Annotated in this window: 22 protein-coding genes, 1 tRNA gene and 1 pseudogene; 10 read left to right on the plus strand and 14 right to left on the minus strand. The window is 60.5% G+C overall.

Going from position 1 to position 17217, the window contains the following annotated elements; genetic code table 11:
• Positions 1-32: 32 nt before the first annotated feature.
• The 3 genes from pstB to CQ002_RS07240 are packed head-to-tail and all read left to right on the plus strand — an operon-like array spanning position 33 to position 2114.
• On the plus strand, positions 33-794 hold the full coding sequence (pstB, locus tag CQ002_RS07230) for a phosphate ABC transporter ATP-binding protein PstB (protein WP_217268052.1): 762 nt from the start codon (positions 33-35) through the stop codon (positions 792-794).
• A 31-nt stretch (positions 795-825) separates the two neighbouring features.
• Positions 826-1524, plus strand: coding sequence for a hypothetical protein (locus tag CQ002_RS07235; protein WP_098466560.1), 699 nt, complete (start codon positions 826-828; stop codon positions 1522-1524).
• Positions 1524-2114, plus strand: a complete 591-nt coding sequence (locus CQ002_RS07240; protein WP_105162312.1) for a hypothetical protein — start codon at positions 1524-1526, stop codon at positions 2112-2114. The genes CQ002_RS07235 and CQ002_RS07240 overlap by 1 nt, the downstream gene beginning before the upstream one ends.
• Before the next feature lie 63 nt (positions 2115-2177).
• Here the strand turns inward: CQ002_RS07240 and CQ002_RS07245 are convergent, their stop codons facing one another.
• Entirely contained in the window at positions 2178-2783 is a 606-nt protein-coding gene (locus CQ002_RS07245) for a cysteine hydrolase family protein (RefSeq protein WP_034105091.1), read from the minus strand.
• A gap of 281 nt (positions 2784-3064) precedes the next feature.
• Here CQ002_RS07245 and CQ002_RS07250 point away from each other — a divergent pair, with 281 nt between their 5' ends.
• Positions 3065-3262 (plus strand): hypothetical protein, encoded by a 198-nt coding sequence (locus tag CQ002_RS07250; protein ID WP_105162311.1) that lies wholly within the window; start codon positions 3065-3067, stop codon positions 3260-3262.
• Positions 3263-3426: 164 nt separating this feature from the next.
• On the opposite strand, the gene CQ002_RS07255 is transcribed toward CQ002_RS07250, so the two are convergent.
• Positions 3427-3513: transfer RNA gene (locus CQ002_RS07255), tRNA-Leu, on the minus strand.
• Positions 3514-3738: 225 nt separating this feature from the next.
• Between CQ002_RS07255 and CQ002_RS07260 the strand changes: the two genes are divergently transcribed.
• On the plus strand, positions 3739-4203 hold the full coding sequence (locus CQ002_RS07260) for a hypothetical protein (RefSeq protein ID WP_105162310.1): 465 nt from the start codon (positions 3739-3741) through the stop codon (positions 4201-4203).
• A 113-nt stretch (positions 4204-4316) separates the two neighbouring features.
• On the opposite strand, the gene CQ002_RS07265 is transcribed toward CQ002_RS07260, so the two are convergent.
• Positions 4317-4598, minus strand: a complete 282-nt coding sequence (locus CQ002_RS07265) for a hypothetical protein (RefSeq protein WP_105162309.1) — start codon at positions 4596-4598, stop codon at positions 4317-4319.
• A gap of 197 nt (positions 4599-4795) precedes the next feature.
• On the opposite strand from CQ002_RS07265, the gene CQ002_RS07270 reads away from it, so the two are divergent.
• Positions 4796-5269, plus strand: a complete 474-nt coding sequence (locus CQ002_RS07270) for a GFA family protein (protein ID WP_069023761.1) — start codon at positions 4796-4798, stop codon at positions 5267-5269.
• Here CQ002_RS07270 and CQ002_RS07275 read toward each other — a convergent pair.
• The gene (locus CQ002_RS07275; protein WP_105162308.1) at positions 5241-5768 is read right to left on the minus strand and encodes a DinB family protein; all 528 of its coding nucleotides are present in this window, start codon (positions 5766-5768) and stop codon (positions 5241-5243) included. The two genes, CQ002_RS07270 and CQ002_RS07275, sit on opposite strands and share 29 nt — an antisense overlap.
• A gap of 109 nt (positions 5769-5877) precedes the next feature.
• Here CQ002_RS07275 and CQ002_RS07280 point away from each other — a divergent pair.
• Positions 5878-6432: pseudogene (locus CQ002_RS07280) on the plus strand (tellurite resistance TerB family protein); the annotation flags it as partial.
• A 141-nt stretch (positions 6433-6573) separates the two neighbouring features.
• Here CQ002_RS07280 and CQ002_RS07285 read toward each other — a convergent pair.
• The 10 genes from CQ002_RS07285 to CQ002_RS07330 all read right to left on the minus strand — a co-directional run bounded on the left by CQ002_RS07285 (position 6574) and on the right by CQ002_RS07330 (position 15747).
• Positions 6574-7395, minus strand: coding sequence for a hypothetical protein (locus CQ002_RS07285; RefSeq protein WP_105162307.1), 822 nt, complete (start codon positions 7393-7395; stop codon positions 6574-6576).
• A gap of 18 nt (positions 7396-7413) precedes the next feature.
• Positions 7414-7761: a DUF2493 domain-containing protein gene (locus CQ002_RS07290; protein WP_034105114.1), complete on the minus strand. Its 348-nt coding sequence runs from the start codon at positions 7759-7761 to the stop codon at positions 7414-7416.
• Positions 7762-7826: 65 nt separating this feature from the next.
• Complete coding sequence (gene mgtA / locus CQ002_RS07295) at positions 7827-10541, minus strand: magnesium-translocating P-type ATPase (RefSeq protein WP_105162306.1); 2715 nt, start codon at positions 10539-10541, stop codon at positions 7827-7829.
• A 223-nt stretch (positions 10542-10764) separates the two neighbouring features.
• On the minus strand, positions 10765-11058 hold the full coding sequence (locus tag CQ002_RS07300) for a hypothetical protein (RefSeq protein ID WP_098466552.1): 294 nt from the start codon (positions 11056-11058) through the stop codon (positions 10765-10767).
• Between the two features lie 318 nt (positions 11059-11376).
• Positions 11377-11988 (minus strand): LysE family transporter, encoded by a 612-nt coding sequence (locus CQ002_RS07305; protein WP_034105120.1) that lies wholly within the window; start codon positions 11986-11988, stop codon positions 11377-11379.
• Positions 11989-12062: 74 nt separating this feature from the next.
• Positions 12063-12854, minus strand: coding sequence for an AraC family transcriptional regulator (locus CQ002_RS07310; protein ID WP_034105121.1), 792 nt, complete (start codon positions 12852-12854; stop codon positions 12063-12065).
• A gap of 50 nt (positions 12855-12904) precedes the next feature.
• Positions 12905-13591, minus strand: coding sequence for an arsenical resistance protein ArsH (gene arsH / locus CQ002_RS07315; RefSeq protein ID WP_034105123.1), 687 nt, complete (start codon positions 13589-13591; stop codon positions 12905-12907).
• A gap of 11 nt (positions 13592-13602) precedes the next feature.
• A complete protein-coding gene (locus CQ002_RS07320; protein WP_034105125.1) occupies positions 13603-14073 on the minus strand; it encodes an arsenate reductase ArsC in 471 nt (156 codons plus the stop codon).
• A gap of 14 nt (positions 14074-14087) precedes the next feature.
• Entirely contained in the window at positions 14088-15371 is a 1284-nt protein-coding gene (locus CQ002_RS07325; RefSeq protein ID WP_069023767.1) for an arsenic transporter, read from the minus strand.
• A gap of 19 nt (positions 15372-15390) precedes the next feature.
• The gene (locus CQ002_RS07330; protein ID WP_069023768.1) at positions 15391-15747 is read right to left on the minus strand and encodes a metalloregulator ArsR/SmtB family transcription factor; all 357 of its coding nucleotides are present in this window, start codon (positions 15745-15747) and stop codon (positions 15391-15393) included.
• 177 nt (positions 15748-15924) lie between these two features.
• Between CQ002_RS07330 and CQ002_RS07335 the strand changes: the two genes are divergently transcribed.
• The 3 genes from CQ002_RS07335 (at position 15925) to CQ002_RS07345 (ending at position 17215) form a co-directional block, all read left to right on the plus strand.
• Positions 15925-16140 (plus strand): hypothetical protein, encoded by a 216-nt coding sequence (locus CQ002_RS07335; RefSeq protein WP_010210327.1) that lies wholly within the window; start codon positions 15925-15927, stop codon positions 16138-16140.
• Positions 16141-16211: 71 nt separating this feature from the next.
• Complete coding sequence (locus CQ002_RS07340; protein ID WP_034105133.1) at positions 16212-16907, plus strand: AzlC family ABC transporter permease; 696 nt, start codon at positions 16212-16214, stop codon at positions 16905-16907.
• The gene (locus CQ002_RS07345) at positions 16904-17215 is read left to right on the plus strand and encodes an AzlD domain-containing protein (RefSeq protein ID WP_034105135.1); all 312 of its coding nucleotides are present in this window, start codon (positions 16904-16906) and stop codon (positions 17213-17215) included. The genes CQ002_RS07340 and CQ002_RS07345 overlap by 4 nt, the downstream gene beginning before the upstream one ends.
• The last annotated feature ends 2 nt before the right edge of the window (positions 17216-17217 follow it).

The raw sequence follows: 17217 nt of genomic DNA on the forward strand, positions 1-17217 counted from the left end.
CCGCTCCGTTTATCACCCAGTCGCCTGTGGTCATGGACTGCAAGCTGGACAAGATTTTCTACGGCAACTTCATGGCGGTGCGTGACAGCCATGTGCCGATCGAGAAGAACAAGATCACCGGCTTCATCGGCCCGTCCGGCTGCGGCAAGTCCACCGTACTGCGTAGCCTCAACCGCATGAACGACCTGGTGAAGGGCTTTCGCTTCGAGGGTCATGTGCATTTCCTTGGCCAGGACGTGTATGGCAAGGGCGTTGATCCGGTCGTCGTGCGCCGTTACATCGGCATGGTGTTCCAACAGCCGAACCCGTTCTCGATGAGCATTTTCGACAACGTGGCCTTTGGCCTGCGGCTCAACCGCTACAAAGGCGACCTGGGCGACCGCGTCAAGCACGCGCTGCAAGGTGCGGCGCTGTGGGACGAGGTCAAGGACAAGCTCAAGGTCAGCGGCCTGTCGCTCTCGGGCGGCCAGCAACAACGCCTGTGCATCGCCCGCGCCATTGCTACCGAGCCGGAAGTGCTGTTGCTGGACGAACCCTGCTCGGCGCTGGACCCGATTGCTACGCGCCGGGTCGAGGAGCTGATGGTCGAGTTGAAAAAGGACTACACCATCGCGCTGGTGACGCACAACATGCAGCAAGCGATTCGTGTGGCCGATACCACCGCGTTTTTCTCGGTGGACATCTCCCAAGGCACCCGCACCGGCTATCTGGTGGAAATGGGCCCGACCACCCAGATCTTCGAAAGCCCACGGGAACAAATGACCGGGGACTACATCAGCGGCAAGTTCAGCTGACCCTGCCATCTACCGTTTTCCAGGATTGCCAATGACTGCAATACGTCGTCTTGATTTGCTCGCGATCGAACGCGCACTGCGTGAGGTGCAGGGCCGTTTTGCCCAGCTCAGCCGGGACTTTACCGAGCCACGCGACCCGTTGACGGACGAAGTGCTGCAGAATGTGCTTGAAGGCTATGCCTTGATTGACGACTATGTGGCGCGCGGTGTCGACTTGTTCGACCTTCAGCAGTTGAACCTGATGCTGGAGATCAATGCCACGGTGCTCTGCGGCACAGACCCGATGCGCAGGCAAGAATACGCCCAGCACCTGGCTGCGACCGAAGTGCACTTTTTCAACAATGTCGAGGGCGGCATCAAGGATTTGTACAACTGGTACTGCAAGCACCACAGTGAATCAGTGTGGAAGCGCGCAGCCGGTGTCTATGTGCGCGTCCTCAGCAAGCCGCAGTTGTTCATTGAAGGCAATAACCGCAGTGGTTCGCTGATCGTCAGTTACCTGCTGATGCGCGAGGGGCTGGCGCCGTTCGTACTGACGCTGGACAACGCCGAGGGTTACTTCAACCCGTCCTCGGTGATCCGTAATTCCGCCAAGCATGGCGTAATGGCATTGTATGAATTGCCCAAGATCAAGAAAAAATATGCAGCGTTCCTGGAAGATAAGGCCCCTGATCCCATGGAGTTTTTCCTGAACGACGCACCGGCGCCCGCCTACCAGGGGGGCCATTGATGGGAAGGTTTCCAGTGCTAGACACCATTACGCGTGTGTTCAAGCGTCAGCGCATCCGTATTTCATTCGATATCGATGACACGCTGGCGTGCCAACTCCATCACAGCGCGACCGAACACAGCCGTTTGCCGGCGTGTGTGCATCGTTGGCTGGGTGAGCCGCTGCGCAGCGGCACCCGCTCCCTCACCCGTGAACTGCGTCGCCAGGGTTGCAGCGTGTGGGTCTACACCTCTTCCGGTCGCACCCCGGCTTATATTCGCCGTTGGTTGTTGCTGTACGGCATCCACGTCGATGGCGTGGTCAACAGCGTGCGGCACAACCAGGCCCTTAGCGAACGCGGGCTGTCGAGCACTCCGTCGAAATTCCCGCCGGCGTTCGACATCGACTTGCATGTCGACGACTCCGAGGGCGTACAGCTTGAAGGCTTCGATCACGGCTTCCGTGTCGTGGTGGTGGACCCGGAAGACCAGCAATGGGCGCAACGCGTGCTGGAGGCCGTCGCGCAGGTCCAGATACAACTGGCCCGTCAGCAACCGCAGCGACACAAAGTGCCGGTGCGGGCCTATCCGGGCCTGACGTTGAACGGCTAAGCCATCATCGATGGTCTAGCAAAAAAGGGGCGACTGAGTGATCAGTCGCCCCTTTTTTATAGGTTACTTGGCGCTCAATGCCCCAAGAAACTCGGTATGCCGCAGCGTCTGCGAAAACATGGGCAGCGTGAAGTTCTCGGCCGCCTTCTGTTGTTCATCGGTGAACGTCGCCGTGCAGTCGGTCAAGGTCACCACGTTGTAACCTTTCTCATACCCTGATCGCACTGTGCCTTCGACGCAGCAGTTGGTCAGGAACCCGGCTACCACCAGGTTCTGGATGCCATTGTTGCGCAGCACCAGGTCCAGGCCGGTAGTGGCGAAGCCATCCAGCCCGCGCTTGCCTTCAACGAGGATATCGCCGGCTTCACGCATCACCGCATCGGTGATCTCGGCCCCCCAGCTGCCGGCACGGAAGGCGCCGCCGTCGGCAACGCCCTTGAGAATGCCGTAGTGGCGCATCGTCAGTTCCGGATAACCGTCGGCGAACTGGATCGGCAGGTGGATGATCTTTACCCCCAGCTTGCGCGCTTGTTGCACCGTGGTCGCGGTGTTGGCCAGCATGTCGCAGGTGTGCATGACGTCTTTGACGGCGTCATGGAACACGCCACCGGGCGTGGTGAAGTCGTTCTGGAATTCGATCAGGACAAGGGCGGTGGTGTGGGGATTCATGGTGAGTCTCCGATATGTGGTTTCAATCACTGCGTTCGAGTGTCAAGCGTAGGAAACTTTCAACGCCACGGTGAGCGCGTTGCCGCGTGCCGGCGCCGTCGCCCGGAAAAACCATTGCGGGGTCAACCCTTTGGACCGACTCGTCCGGCCGGGTGAACAGGGGCCTCGCCCGGTGCATGGCAGCTTATGGGCGCCATTCGTCTATTGCCCGGCACTCTGGATGCCGTGCCGTCTCTCATTCATAAGCGCGGATATCCCGAGCGTACGACCGGAGAGCCAGCATGGAAATCAACAAGAACGCCCCAGGGAATATGTCACAGCAGGATGTCACCCGTGGCACCGATAACGAAGCTGGGCACGACCCACGGCGCGATGAGGACGCTATCCCAGTGCCGCCGGACGACGACGCACCGCTCGAAGAAGATATGTCGGATGTGGATGCTGCCGATTCAGTCGCAAGCGAACACCCCAACAACTGATCAGCCAGGCGTTGTCCTGGGTTGGCAGGGGCCTACCCCAGCTATTGACCTTGAAAATGCCGGGATCACTTGGAAACAAAAGGAATGCTATAAACGAAAAAACTCGCCAGACGGCGAGTTTTAAAGGGTCTACGGACATTGACGGCCGTCAGTAGAGCAAAAGATGGTGCCCGAACCCGGAATCGAACCGGGACGCCCTTACGAGCGGGGGATTTTAAGTCCCATGCGTCTACCAGTTTCGCCATTCGGGCGGTAGCGCGGTGTAGCAGGGTTGGGAATATATAGACCCAGGCGCTTCGACGCAAGGTCGGAAGGCCGCTTTCTTGCATAAAGGCGCGCGCGAAAATGCTTGGCAGATCAGTGATCTACACCTGCTTTGAAAGGTGAGCCAGAGTATTCCTGCAGGACGGGAACAAGCTGCCTGAAAGGCAGTCATAGCGATATGCCATCCCGGCAGTCTGGAAAGGAATCGGTTTATGTTCAGTCTTCGCAAGCGCTCTTGGTGGGTGGCAGTTGGTGTCATGGCGCTGTTGTCGGGTACGGCGCAGGCCGGGGATGCCGCGAGGTGGGGGGATTTCAACGCGTCGGGCAGTGACCGGTTGGCGGGGGCCTCCTATGAGGCTGGTAATCAGTATGTGTTGAAGCCGTCGAACATATCGATTGCCGATATCGAGCAACTGCAAGCCGCGCAGAAACGCAGCGATGGCGAGCTGCAAGGCCTGAAGAGCAAGCTGGAACGGCAGGACGAGGCATTCGAGGCGCTCAAGCGCAAAGACGGTTCGAGCGCCAGTTCGAGTGACAGCCAAGTGGCGAGCCTCAAGCGCACGGTCGAGGATCAGAAAAGCACGATCGATCGGCAGAAAAGCGATATTGATGGCTTGAAACGCAGTGTTGATGATCTCAAGCGCAGCCTTGACAGTTTGAGCAGCAAGGTCAAGTAACCCGGCTGACGCGCCGCCGCCGGGCTATCGGGCCCGGAGTAGAGCGGTTTGTGACCAGGGTTGAGTGAACATAAAAAAAGCCCCGTTGTGCGGGGCTTTTTTGCATCTGTGGCTTACACGAAGGGTTGGCCGCTGAAACCGCGTGGCAAGCGCTGCAGGCCGGGCAGATCGGTGAGGCGTTTTGTCCATGCACTGCGCCAGTCGATGACCGTGTGGGTCCTGGCTTTGCGGTTGGCGCGGCGGGCGGCGTTGCGCTGGGTGCGGCGCGCGTCCTTGTAGGCTTCGGTGTTGCGGCAGGTACGGCATTTGACTCGGTTCAGCTCTGTGCTGGAAGGGAGGTTGGTGCCGTGGTGACCACAGGCCAGATGCCCTGCGACTTTGAAGTGAATGACCATGTAAGCGTCTCCTTCTTGGGGGTACGCGCATGGGTAGACACACAATGCGCGCGGGGAGGGCGGGGCACTAAAATATCCCGGCACCTGGGATTTCGACCCCACCGACGAGGCAGCGTTCGGTTTTGTTTGCCAGCCTGGTCAACCTTGGGCGCGGGCGCTAACCTGCCACGCTACCCATCAATAAAAAGGAAGCGATGATGAGCGACGACACCCCGTCACATGAGGGCAGCTGTCGCTGCGAGCGTGTGCGTTTCAGCGTGAGTGCAGCCCCGGTAATCACCATGGCCTGCCATTGCAGCGGTTGCCAGAAAATGTCTTCCAGCGCGTTTTCCTTGAGCGCGCTGATCCCGGCCAGCGGTTTTACCGTGACCCAGGGATGCCCGGTGGTGGGGGGGCTGAAGGGGGTGGACCGCCATTATTTTTGCCCGCATTGCATGAGCTGGCTGTTCACGCGCCCCCATGGCATCGATGAATTCGTCAATGTACGCGCAACCTTGCTGGATAACGCCGGCGCGTACGTGCCATTCATGGAAACCTGGACCAGCGAAAAGCTGCCCTGGGCGTCCACGCCGGCGATTGAAAGCTTTGCGCAATTGCCCGAACCCCAGGCGTTTCCGCGCTTGCTGCAGGCGTATGCAGCGTTCAGTCAATCAGCGCCAGTAAGTCCGTAGCCCCTACATCCAACCCCGCCTGGGCCAGCAAGGTGGTTGCCTGGCCTCGGTGGTGAGTCTGGTGATTGAAGAAATGCACCAGCAGGCTGAAGAAGTTCTTCTCGGCAGCCACACCCCGCATGTTGGTGTAGTGCAGGCGATGATCCAGTTCGGGCTCCTGCACAGTGTTGGCCCAGTCGACGATGAGCTGATCCAGCCAGGCGCGACGGGTCGCCAATTCCTGGATATCGGCAAAGGCCAGGTGCTTGAGGTCAACAGGTGTTGCAATGGTGTTCAACGGCACCAGTGCTGCGTAGTCGGCGGGATGCCGGGCAAAACGCTTGAGCCAGACCGTGTCGCCCAGGGCCAGGTGGTTCAGGGTACCGAGGATCGAGCCGAAAAACGCCTGGCGGTCGATACGCAACTGCGCATCCGACAGCGTACGGGCTGCGTCGTAGAGCTTGCGGTTCATCCACTGGTTGTAGCTCGCCATCAATACAATGTGCTCAATCCGGTTCACTGCGGTTTTCCCTCGAAGGCACGGTGACGCCATCATAGGCTGTGCCCGCTCGGCGGTCATGGTGTTCCAGCAGCGGCGGGCTATGGTTGTAATAAGCCTACACTGCGCCCTGGGAGGCCTGCTGGGAGGTCTGGGCGGTATGTTGGGCGGGGCAACAGGCGCGCGTCCGACCCAGGGACGCTCTGGCGGGATGAACTACGCAGCGCTGGCTTCCTTGGGCATGGCGGCGTTCCAGGCTTATCAGGCCTGGCAGCGCCAGCAGGCCACTGCGCCGCAGCAAGCCTTCCAGACGGTGGACCAGCTTGACGGCCCCGCAGCCGAAGCCCACAGCCATGCAGTATTACGCGCCTTGATCGCTGCCGCCAAAGCCGACGGCCGCATCGATGAATCAGAGCAGCAGTTGATTTCCACTGAGCTGGGACGGCATACCGACGACCCCCAACTGCAACAGTGGCTCGACGCCGAAGTCGCCAAGCCCCTGGATGCTGCGGACTTCGCCGAGTTCGCCAGTGACCCGGCCGTGGCGGCAGAGGTTTACCTGGCCAGTGTGATGCTGGTGGACGATCAGCAGGATGCCGAGCGCAATTACCTGGATGACCTGGCGGGGCAACTGCAGATCGACCCGCAATTGCAGTTGCACCTGGAACAACAGGCCAAGGTCTGACTGAAGTGCAAACGTCGAGTTGAACCTGGGTAAATATGGGAGCTGGCTTGCCTGCGATAGCGGTAGTCCAAGTGACATCTCCGTTGCCTGACACACCGCTATCGCAGGCAAGCCAGCCCCTACATCCGTCTTCAGTGGTGCCTAGAAACGCAACGTGGCTCCCGTGGTCAGCCACTGCGCACGCTCGCCGATCAGGCTGCGCCCGACAATCAGGTCCACGTCGACACGCTCACCCAGATGAAACCTGGGCCCGGCCTGCCAGGCCTGATCGCCGCCTTCCTGGCCGTAACGCTCGGCGATCAGTGTCAACGAGGGCGCCACCTGGTACTCAAGGCCGCTGCCCCAGGTCAGGCGGTGTTGTGGGTCGCCATCGTTGTAGGCATGGGACCAGCCGGCGTTCAGGTTCAGGCGCAGTGGCTCCAGCGGCTGCCACGTCAGCGGAATATTGACGTCTGCGCCATCAAACCCGTGCCGCCGATCCAGCGCAAAGTGCGCGCCGGCCGCCACGGCCATTTCCAGGCCCAGGTCTTGTCGCGACCATACCTGGGCCTTGAGCTGCGGGTTCACCTGGGTTTGACCTTGGCCTGCGTCAGTGGCGCGTGAGAGGGCCGCGCCCCACTGCACCGAGGGCATCGAGCGGAACGTACAGGCCGGCGACAGCGTTTCATTATGGGTGCTGCCCTGGTGTCGATTGGCGGTAAACCAGGCGTCCACGTTGCATTCGCCTGGCGCATTGATCGCGCCGTCGTCGACCGCATAGGCACCACCGGCGGCATTGGCCTTCGACAACAAGGCAATCACCAGCAGGATACCCAGGGTCAGGCCGATGAAGATCAGGTTGCGCTGCAATGCGCGACGTTTGGTCGCCGGCAGCAGCAGTAAGGTGTGACGTGCGCCTCGATAGTGGCGCGCACGGTATTTGGCGAACCCGTCCTGGCGCTCGCGGGTGTGTTTTTTGTGCATGATGCACCTCGCTTGAATTCAGCTCTCTACGGTCAGCACCGGAATGCCGCTGGCTTTGGCCTGGCAGACCAGCTCGCAAGTGTCGTCGCCACCCGGCAGGGCGATGACCACGTCGGGGCGGCTGTCAGTCAGCATGAAATGGTTGCGGTGGCGCTCCGCCTGCTTGCCGTGGCGTTGCCAGTTGGGCGGGTAGCGCACCACATCGATACCCAGTTCCCGCGCCCAGTCCTCGACGTCGCTGCCGAGGAACTGGTTGCCGCCGTGGATCAGTACCTGCACCGGGCGCAGGCGGTGGTAAGCGTCCAGCACTTGGCGGGACATTTTGGTGTCGGCGTAATGACGACCTGCACAGATCAAGACGCGCATAAGGTGTTTCCTTGTATTGCTCGGTGGCGGCCGGGCGACCGCCACCGTTTAAACGGCGGGGAAGATCAGTACCACTGCTTGAAGCGGCGGATGTAGATCGTCTTCATCAGTTGGGCCACGCAGCAGTAGCTGAGCAGGGTGCCCACCAGCCATGGGAAGTAGGCCATCGGCAGCGGTTGCAAGCCCACCAGGGTGCCCAGCGGCGAGAACGGCACGTAGATCCCCAGCACGATCACCACGCAGGTCATCATCAACACCGGCCAGGCGGCGGTGCTTTGGAAGAATGGGATCTTGCGGGTACGCAGCATGTGCACGACCAGGGTTTGCGAGAGCAGCCCCTCGATAAACCAGCCGGACTGGAACAGCGTCTGCATTTCCACACTGTTGGCGGCGAACACGTACCACATCAGCGCGAAGGTGGTGATGTCGAAGATCGACGAGGTCGGCCCGATCCAGATCATGAAGCGGCCGATGTTTTTTGCATCCCACTTGCGCGGCTTGGCCAGGTATTCCTTGTCCATCTTGTCCCACGGCAGCGCCAGTTGGGAGATGTCGTACATCAGGTTCTGCAGCAGCAGGTGGATCGACAGCATCGGCAGGAATGGAATGAATGCACTCGCCACCAGCACCGAGAACACGTTGCCGAAGTTGGAGCTGGCGGTCATGTTCAGGTACTTCATGATATTGCCGAACGTTTCGCGGCCCTTGAGCACGCCTTCTTCCAGCACCATCAGGCTCTTCTCCAGCAGGATGATGTCAGCCGATTCCTTGGCAATGTCCGTACCGCTGTCGACCGAGATGCCCACGTCTGCATCACGCAGTGCCGGCGCATCGTTGATCCCGTCACCGAGGAAGCCCACGGTGTGCCCATTGGCTTGCAGCGCCTTGAGTACCCGCGATTTCTGCAGCGGTGTGAGCTTGGCGAACACGGTGCGTTCTTCCACCCGGCGTAGCAGGGTGGCGTCGTCCATCACTTCGATTTCGGCACCCAGCAGCGGCTGGCCTGGATCGAGACCGACCTGGCGGCAGATCTTGCTGGTGACCACCGCGTTGTCGCCGGTCAGTACTTTGACGGCCACACCGATCTGTTGCAGGGCCGCAATCGCCGGGCCAGCGGTTTCCTTCGGCGGATCGAGGAAGGTCAGGAAGCCCTGGATCACCAGATTGCGCTCATCGGCAGTGGTGTACTGCTGGCGTGCCAGCGATTTAGGGATGTGACGGGTGGCCACCACCAGTACACGGAAGCCGTCTTCGTTGTAGTCGTTGGCGATCGCCAGCAGTTCCTCACGGCGACGTTCATCCAGCGGCACGGCTGTACCGGCGTCCATCACATGCGTGGAAATGCCCAGCATCTCTTCCACGGCGCCTTTGCACACCAGCAGTTGGTCGTCGGCGGCATCCTTGACCACGATCGACAGGCGGCGGCGGACAAAGTCAAACGGCAGCTCATCGACCTTGCTGTAGGCAAACGGCACCTGGAACTTCGGGTTCTGCTCCGAGAATTGCACCACCGCCTGATCCATCAGGTTCTTCATGCCGCTCTGGTGGTAGCTGTTGAGCCAGGCCAGGGACAGTACGGCATCATCGCGCTGGCCGAAGGCGTTGACGTGATGCTCAAGGATGATCTTGTCCTGGGTGAGGGTGCCTGTCTTGTCAGTGCACAGCACGTCCATCGAACCGAAGTTCTGGATCGCGTTGAGGCGCTTGACCACCACTTTGCGCTTGGCCATGGCGGTGGCGCCCTTGGCCAGGTTGGCGCTGACGATCATCGGCAGCATTTCCGGGGTGAGGCCAACCGCAACCGCCAGGGCAAAGAGGAACGCATCGCCCCAGTCGCCCTTGGAGAAGCCATTGAGGAAGAACACGATCGGCACCATCACCAGCATGAAGCGGATCAACAACCAGCTGACACTGTTCACGCCACGGTCAAACGCGGTTTGTACGCGCGAGCCGACAATCGCCTTGGCCAGGGAGCCAAAGTAAGTGCGCGGCCCGGTGGCGACCACCACGGCTTTGGCACGGCCGCTGACCACGTTGGTGCCCATGAAGCAGATGTTGGGCAGGTCCAGCAGGTTGCCCTGGTCGGCGGCCACCGGCCCGGCGGACTTCTGCGTGACATCGCCAAGGGTGTCGTACTTCTCCACCGGCAGGGCTTCGCCGGTCAGTACGGCCTGGCTGATGAACAGGTCGCGGGATTCGATCAGGCGGATGTCGGCGGGGATCATGTCGCCGGCCGACAGCTGCACGATGTCGCCAGCCACCAACTCGCGCATCGGCACTTCGCGCAGAGACGGTTGGGCGCCCACTTGTTCACGGCGCAGCACGGTGGCCGTGGTGCGCACCATGGCTTTCAGGGCTTCGGCGGATTTGGCCGAACGGTGTTCCTGCCAGAACCGCAGCAGGCTGCTGAGCAGCACCATGGTCATGATGATGATGACTTTGGTTGGGTCAGCGTCTTCGCCTTCCTGCATCGGCAGCCAGCAATCGGTGAAGAAGCTGATGCCGCCCAGGGTCAGCAGCACGTAAATGAACGGGTTGTTCAGTGCGTGCAGGAACTGCACGATGGCGTGCGGCGGCTTATCGTGGGCAACTTCGTTGTAGCCTTCACGTTGCAGGCGAGCGGAGGCGTCCAGTTCGGTCAAGCCGTCCTGGGTGGCACGTACGTTCGCCAGGGTGGCCGACAGGCCGTTGTGGGCTTCGCGGGCGGCACGCATCGACAGTTTGGTGTCGGCGTCGGTGCCATTCTTTTTATGCAGAGGCGGGTTTTTTACGGCGCTCATTGTGTGTACTCCTGTCGCCAATTTTCGACAAAACATACCCGTTACTTACCTGGCTACAGGCGAGCGAAAGCATGCCGAGTCGCCAACTTCGCGATCGGTTTAAATAAGGGGGTTACATAACTTCTGCTGGGGCGTTAGTTAAAACGCGCACAGCGGGCTACCACTGGACGTATTGATAAAGAACGCCAGGATAGTAGTCAGGAAGTTGCTGTTTCCAGCCGGTTCAGGCAGCGCGAGTGCTCAGGTAAAGACCGAGCAACAGGCCGGCCTGGGCCCGTCTGGAAACCTGCGGTCTTTGGGGGTCTTGAGTGTCGGCGTGATCCCACTGCTGTACCAGCTGGCCAGTAGCAGGGCAGACACGCCAGTGCACCAGCGGGTGGGCCGGACGCACTTGAGGGGAGGGTGCAGCAAAGGCCGAGCGGGTCGGCGAAAAACCAACGGGCTCGCGGCACAGCTTGGCGCGCAGGGCGGCGGCAAGGGTGCGTACATCGGGTAAAGCAAGGGTTAGCAAGGTCATAACACACCTCGGGACCGGACAGGCGACCGGCGAGGCAGTTACGGTGGAGCGTCGAGCTCTAGCGCAGCTTACCGGACCGGGGTGGCGAGTCCTGTCATATTCTGGGTTTGGCGCCCGATGCCCGCGTAAGCGGTGCTCGGACAGCGACTAGATACTGTGTCCATTGGCTTCTTTTGTGAGGTTTAAAAAAGGCCCCAGTTGCGGGCACGGGCAATCTACTCAGATGGTTACAAAATGTCAACGCATGAATAATTAAAGTGTTCGATGTTCAGAGTTCATTCAGACAAGAGGCGCTCGGAAGTTAGTATGTATATAACTTCATATACCCTGTGCCGCCAGAACGGCCAGATAGATCAACACCACGCCACAAGCGCCATGACTGATGCGCTGCCACAACGGTGAGGCGTTCTTGCGCAAGAGGTTGACCAGCGCCGCAATCAGAAAGCACGACAGCACCGACGCAAGCATGAACCCGGCAAAGAACATCAGCGTCTGCCCCTGGCTTGGCGTGGCGCCGACGATGCCCGACAGTGCACTGCCCAGGGCGCCCCAGTAGACAATATTTTTCGGGTTGGCCAGGGAGATTGCCGCGCCCACCGCCAGCGCATTTTGCCGGGTGCTGGCGGGTGCATCGTCTGACTCAGGTAGCTTCCAGGCGTCGATCATGCTGCGAATGCCGAGCCAAGCCAGGTACAACGCACACACCACCGTCAACGGCACGCGCACGGCGTCATGCTGGATCAGCAAAGCGATGCCGGTCAGGCCGATTATCGCCCACACTGCATCGCCCACCAGTGAACCGAACTGCACCAGCAAGGCCGGTGTGAAGCCGTGCAGCAAGCCACGGCGCAGGGTCTCCGCCAGCACGGCACCGGGGGAGAGGCAGAACACAAAACCGAATACCAATGCGTAAAAGAAGATCGTCAGCATGCCCACATTCCTTCAAGAGATGGCAGGCAGTGTGAGGATGAGCCGTGGTGGTGTCTTGGACCAGATTGCGCTGTTCAGCGTTTAACAGCGCTTTGATAGAGACCCGGCGTGATGCCGTAGGCGGAGCGAAAGTGCCGATTGAGGTGGCTTTGATCGGCAAAGCCCAGGTGATGAGCGACGTCGGAAGCTGCCATGCCGTTGCGCAATAGCCCCTTGGCGCGGCGCGTACGCAACTGCATGGCCCACTCACGGGGCGTCAGCCCGGTTTCTTTCTGGAAGGCGCGCAGCAGGTGGAATTTGGAGAGGCCCAGCTCAGCGCCAAGGTGGTCCAGCGTCAGGGGTTGATGCAGTTGCTCGGAAAGCAGTTCCTGGGCGCGACTGATCAGAGGCTTGCCGGTGCCAGTGCTGCCTGGCAGACGCACACCGCTGATATCCACGACTTCGCCCAGCAGCAGCACCAACGCCTCTTCATTCAGTTCGCGATCCAGCGTGTCGGTACTCAACGCGCCCTTGATCGCCGTCGCCAGTCGCAGCGCAAGGTCAGGTTGGAAGCACAGTGAACGATCAAACTCCAGGTGCGCCAGCCCAAGGTCCGTCGCCAATTGATCCGCCGTGGCGTACAGGCTCACAAAATGCCAGGGCGCGCCGTCTGCCGCACCGCCGCCCTGAATCTGGCCGGGGTTGTACAAGGTGATGGCGCCGGGTCCGGCGTGGAACTCCCGACGGTCGAGCCAGACTTTTTCTTCGCCCAGCAGGTTCACGCCGATCACGCATTCATCATGACTATGGCGGGCAAAGGTCAGGCCGGTGCAGGCGGTGCTGCTGATTTCATAGTGGCCCAGCCAGGCGTGTCGCACGGTACTCATCGATTCAACTCAGCCAGGAGACAGGCACGAGCATACGCTGGCAGGCGGGCTCAGATCGACCGTTGATTGACGCGGTGCGAGAGTTCGTCGGCGCTTTCCTTGCGCTCCGAATAGCGGTCCACCAGGTCCGGGCGCTCGCGCAGCAGCAGGGTGAACTTCACCAGTTCCTCCATTACATCGACCACGCGGTCGTACAGGGCGGAGGGCTTCATGCGGTCCTGATCGTCGAACTCCATGAACGCCTTGGGCACCGAGGATTGATTGGGGATGGTGAACATGCGCATCCAGCGCCCCAGCACGCGCAACTGGTTAACCGTATTGAAGGACTGGGACCCGCCGGACACCTGCATCACCGCCAAGGTTTTACCTTGAGTCGGGCGCACTGCGCCAAGGGCCAGTGGCACCCAGTCGAGCTGCGCCTTGAACACCGCTGACATCGAACCGTGGCGCTCGGGCGAGCACCATACCTGGCCTTCGGACCACTGCATCAGTTCCAGCAGTTCTTGGACTTTGGGGTGGTCACGCGGCGCATCGTCGGGCAGTGGCAAACCGCTCGGGTTGAAGATGCGCGTTTGCGCACCGAAGTGCTGCAACAGGCGTGCGGCTTCTTCTACCAGCAGGCGGCTGAAGGAGCGTTCGCGGGTCGAGCCGTAGAGCAGCAGGATGCGGGGTGGTTGGGCCAAGCCGTCCGGTTTTGATGGGATCAGCGACAGGTCCAGGTTGGGCAGGCTGGTCATAGGGCCTCCGATTACAGCTCGGCAATTCGAGCGAGTTCTGCCTTGAGTTCAGTTGGGCTGAGCTCGGCAAACGGCAGGATGAAAAACGCCCGGCAGCGAGTGGCAATGGTCTTCAGCGTGGCGTCGAATGCCGCCTGCACGCGTGCATCGTCACCCTGCACATCCGAAGGGTCTTCCAACCCCCAGTGCGCCTTCACAGACGGGCCGAAATACACCGGGCACGCTTCGCCGGCCGCCTTGTCGCACACGGTAATCACCACATCTGGCGGGCTGCCCTCAAAGGCCTCGTTGCCCTTGCTGTACAAACCCTCGGTGCTGATGCCGGCGGCCTGCAGCGTACTCAGGCTGCGCGGCAGGACCTGGCCCTTGGGGAAGCTGCCGGAGCTGATCGCCTCGAAACCTTCTGGCGCCAAGTGGTTGAACATCGCTTCGGACAATATGCTGCGGCAGCTGTTGGCGGTACACATGAACAGGACTTTCATGGAGCGATCTCCTTTTAGAAACTCAGTCGCAAGGCGAGGGCGGCAAGGGTGACCAACAGCACCGGCAGGGTCAGTACGATGCCGACCTTGAAGTAGTAGCCCCAGGTGATGGTGATGCCCTTGCGTGCCAGGATGTGTAGCCACAGCAAGGTGGCGAGGCTGCCGATAGGGGTGATTTTAGGGCCCAGGTCGCTGCCGATCACGTTGGCGTAGATCATCGCGTCCTTGACCACGCCCACGGCATGGCTGGACTCGATGGACAGCGCGCCGATCAACACGGTCGGCAAATTGTTCATCGCCGAGGACAGCAGCGCCGTCAGCACACCCGTGCCCATGGCCGCGCCCCACACACCGTAAGTGGCGAACGTATCGAGCCAGGTCGCGAGGTAGGTGGTGAGGCCGGCGTTACGCAAGCCGTAGACCACCAGGTACATGCCGAGGGAAAAGATCACGATCTGCCACGGTGCTTCCTTAAGCACTTTGCGCGTGGAGATCGTGTGGCCCTTGGCGGCGATTACCAGCAGGAGTACGGCGCAGACAGCGGAAATCGCGCTGATGGGAATGCCCAGCGGCTCCAGGGCAAAGCAGCCGACCAGCAGGATACCCAGCACCCACCAGCCGGCCCGGAAGGTGGCGCGGTCGTGGACTGCACTGGCAGGATCTTCGAGGTCGGCCGGGTCGTAGGTTTGCGGAATGTCACGGCGGAAGAACCACAACAGCACCGCCAACGTGGCCGCGACGCTGACGACGTTCACCGGCACCATCACCGCGGCGTATTCGTTGAAGCCGATCTTGAAGTAATCCGCCGAGACAATATTGACCAGGTTAGACACCACCAGCGGCAGGCTCGCCGTGTCGGCGATGAACCCTGCACCCATCACGAATGCCAGGGTCGCCGCCGGGGAAAAACGCAGGGCCAGTAGCATCGACATGACGATGGGTGTGAGGATCAGCGCCGCACCGTCGTTAGCGAACAGCGCCGACACCAGGGCGCCCAGCAACACCATGTACGCGAACAAGCGCCGGCCGCGCCCGCGTCCCCAACGTGCAACATGCAGCGCTGTCCAGGCAAAGAAGCCTGCCTCGTCCAGCAACAGGCTGATGATGATCAGCGCGACAAAGGTCCCTGTCGCATTCCAGATGATGTGCCACACCACCGGAATGTCGGCCAGGCTGATCACGCCAGAGGCCAGGGCCAGGACCGCGCCCATCGTGGCACTCCAGCCGACGCCCAAACCCTTTGGCTGCCAGATGACCAGGACGATGGTGAAGATAAAAATGGCAATTGCGACAAGCATGAATAAACGCTCCGATGGCTCAGCAGCAGGTGCTGGCCCGTTGTGGTCTGTCGCCCATTGCATCCAGACGCTGTGCGTCGATGTGCAACCATGGCTGGTTGGCTTGCAGGGTGGTGTGCAGCACCTCGGTCACCCAGTCGGGCAATGCCGGGTTGATGCGGTAGTAGATCCATTGACCCTGACGACGGTCCAACAGCAACCCGCAACTGCGCAGTTGCGCGAGGTGACGTGAAACTTTGGGTTGGCTTTCGTCCAAGGCATGGATCAATTCACACACGCAAAGTTCGCCTTCGCGCAGGATCAATAACGTCAGGCGCGTGCGCGTGGCATCGGCCAGGCATTTGAACAGGGTGGGGGGCGAGGTGAGGTCCGACATGGTCAGGGCCTTTTTATATAGGTTTATCCGAATATACGTATTTCCATATGTATTAGTCAAGCGCGGCTTCGATTGACGTGGATCAAATGGGCTTGAATTCGCCACAAGTGTTTGAAATTAAAATGAAACATGAATGTCCTAAAGTGCCTGCCCATTGCTGATGAAGGAAGACACCGCGTGACCCGTGCCACTCGCAACCTGCGCAAGACCCTGGACTCCGTCGCGGACAATAACGAAACCGCGGCGTTCGACCTGATGCGTGCCGTCGAAAAACTGGGCGATGAGGTGCTGCGCCAGCGTCTGCTCAATACCATTCACCGGCTCAACCAGGACGCCTACGAACTGCGTGAAGCGCGTGATTCGGTAGAGCAAGTGTCAGTCAGGCTCGCCTGAGCAAGATCGTTCAAGACAGCTCCATTGTTGCAATGGCATGCTTGTCGACTGTCTGTCGATGAGCCGTTTCCATGCCTACCGCCTTACCTCATTACGCCTTCGCTCGCGGCGCGATCGCCGTTATCCCCCTGTCCCTGGCGTGCGCGCCGTGGGGACTGCTGGCCGGCTCCATGGCCATCGATGCGCAATTCAGCCCGTTGGAAGCCCAGGGCTTGTCCGCCATTGTGTTTGCCGGTGCTGCCCAGTTGGTCGCCATCGGTATGGTCAAGAGCGGCGCCAGCCTGATTTCCATCGTACTGACCACGTTGCTGCTGACGTCTCAACATTTGCTGTATGGCATGCACTTGCGCCCGATCCTGTCACCCCTCAAGGCCCGCTGGCGCATGAGCCTGGGCTTTCTGCTGACCGACGAATTCTTTGCACTGGTCAGTCACTACGACCGTGAGACCTTCAACCGTTGGTACGCCCTGGGCGTGGGGTTGACGTTCTATATCGCCTGGAACCTCTTTACCCTGGCGGGCATCGTGCTCGGTAAAAGCATTCCCGGCCTTGATCAACTGGGCCTGGAGTTTTCCATCGCGGCCACGTTTATCGCGCTGATCACGCCGGTGGTGCGCGACATCCCGACGGTGGTCTGCGTGGCCGTATCACTGTTGTTTTCGGTGTGGCTGAGTTTCCTGCATTGGGAATCGGCGGTGGTGGTGTCCGGCGTGCTGGGCATGAGCGCGGGGTATGCCTGCAAACGACTGGGAGTGGGGCAGCGATGATCTACATCATGATTGTGGCCATGGGCCTGGTGGTATTTTTCAACCGTTACCTGTTCATCGAGCCGCGCCTTCCCGTGCGCCTCAACCGTGGTGCGCGGGAGTTCCTCGGGTTTGCCGTACCGGGGATGCTCACCGCGATTTGCGGGCCGATCATTTTCCTGGCCGATCACCACCTCAACCTGAGCCCGGCCAACCCTTACCTGTTGGCAGGCATCAGTGCGGTGGCGTTGATGTTCTGGACGCGCAACGTGTTGATGACCGTGTTGCTGAGCATGGCGTTGTTCTATCTGTTCCGCTGGCTGCTCTGAGA

This window comes from Pseudomonas sp. MYb13 (assembly GCF_002980075.1).
Lineage (GTDB): Bacteria > Pseudomonadota > Gammaproteobacteria > Pseudomonadales > Pseudomonadaceae > Aquipseudomonas > Aquipseudomonas lurida.

Bases quoted from the DNA above. Each gene is read 5' to 3' on its own strand.
- pstB (WP_217268052.1), top strand. From the start codon at position 33: ATGGACTGCAAGCTGGACAAGATTTTCTACGGCAACTTCATGGCGGTG.
- CQ002_RS07235 (WP_098466560.1), top strand. From the start codon at position 826: ATGACTGCAATACGTCGTCTTGATTTGCTCGCGATCGAACGCGCACTG.
- CQ002_RS07240 (WP_105162312.1), top strand. From the start codon at position 1,524: ATGGGAAGGTTTCCAGTGCTAGACACCATTACGCGTGTGTTCAAGCGT.
- CQ002_RS07245 (WP_034105091.1), bottom strand. From the start codon at position 2,783: ATGAATCCCCACACCACCGCCCTTGTCCTGATCGAATTCCAGAACGAC.
- CQ002_RS07250 (WP_105162311.1), top strand. From the start codon at position 3,065: ATGGAAATCAACAAGAACGCCCCAGGGAATATGTCACAGCAGGATGTC.
- CQ002_RS07260 (WP_105162310.1), top strand. From the start codon at position 3,739: ATGTTCAGTCTTCGCAAGCGCTCTTGGTGGGTGGCAGTTGGTGTCATG.
- CQ002_RS07265 (WP_105162309.1), bottom strand. From the start codon at position 4,598: ATGGTCATTCACTTCAAAGTCGCAGGGCATCTGGCCTGTGGTCACCAC.
- CQ002_RS07270 (WP_069023761.1), top strand. From the start codon at position 4,796: ATGAGCGACGACACCCCGTCACATGAGGGCAGCTGTCGCTGCGAGCGT.
- CQ002_RS07285 (WP_105162307.1), bottom strand. From the start codon at position 7,395: ATGCACAAAAAACACACCCGCGAGCGCCAGGACGGGTTCGCCAAATAC.
- CQ002_RS07290 (WP_034105114.1), bottom strand. From the start codon at position 7,761: ATGCGCGTCTTGATCTGTGCAGGTCGTCATTACGCCGACACCAAAATG.
- mgtA (WP_105162306.1), bottom strand. From the start codon at position 10,541: ATGAGCGCCGTAAAAAACCCGCCTCTGCATAAAAAGAATGGCACCGAC.
- CQ002_RS07300 (WP_098466552.1), bottom strand. From the start codon at position 11,058: ATGACCTTGCTAACCCTTGCTTTACCCGATGTACGCACCCTTGCCGCC.
- CQ002_RS07305 (WP_034105120.1), bottom strand. From the start codon at position 11,988: ATGCTGACGATCTTCTTTTACGCATTGGTATTCGGTTTTGTGTTCTGC.
- CQ002_RS07310 (WP_034105121.1), bottom strand. From the start codon at position 12,854: ATGAGTACCGTGCGACACGCCTGGCTGGGCCACTATGAAATCAGCAGC.
- arsH (WP_034105123.1), bottom strand. From the start codon at position 13,591: ATGACCAGCCTGCCCAACCTGGACCTGTCGCTGATCCCATCAAAACCG.
- CQ002_RS07320 (WP_034105125.1), bottom strand. From the start codon at position 14,073: ATGAAAGTCCTGTTCATGTGTACCGCCAACAGCTGCCGCAGCATATTG.
- CQ002_RS07325 (WP_069023767.1), bottom strand. From the start codon at position 15,371: ATGCTTGTCGCAATTGCCATTTTTATCTTCACCATCGTCCTGGTCATC.
- CQ002_RS07330 (WP_069023768.1), bottom strand. From the start codon at position 15,747: ATGTCGGACCTCACCTCGCCCCCCACCCTGTTCAAATGCCTGGCCGAT.
- CQ002_RS07340 (WP_034105133.1), top strand. From the start codon at position 16,212: ATGCCTACCGCCTTACCTCATTACGCCTTCGCTCGCGGCGCGATCGCC.
- CQ002_RS07345 (WP_034105135.1), top strand. From the start codon at position 16,904: ATGATCTACATCATGATTGTGGCCATGGGCCTGGTGGTATTTTTCAAC.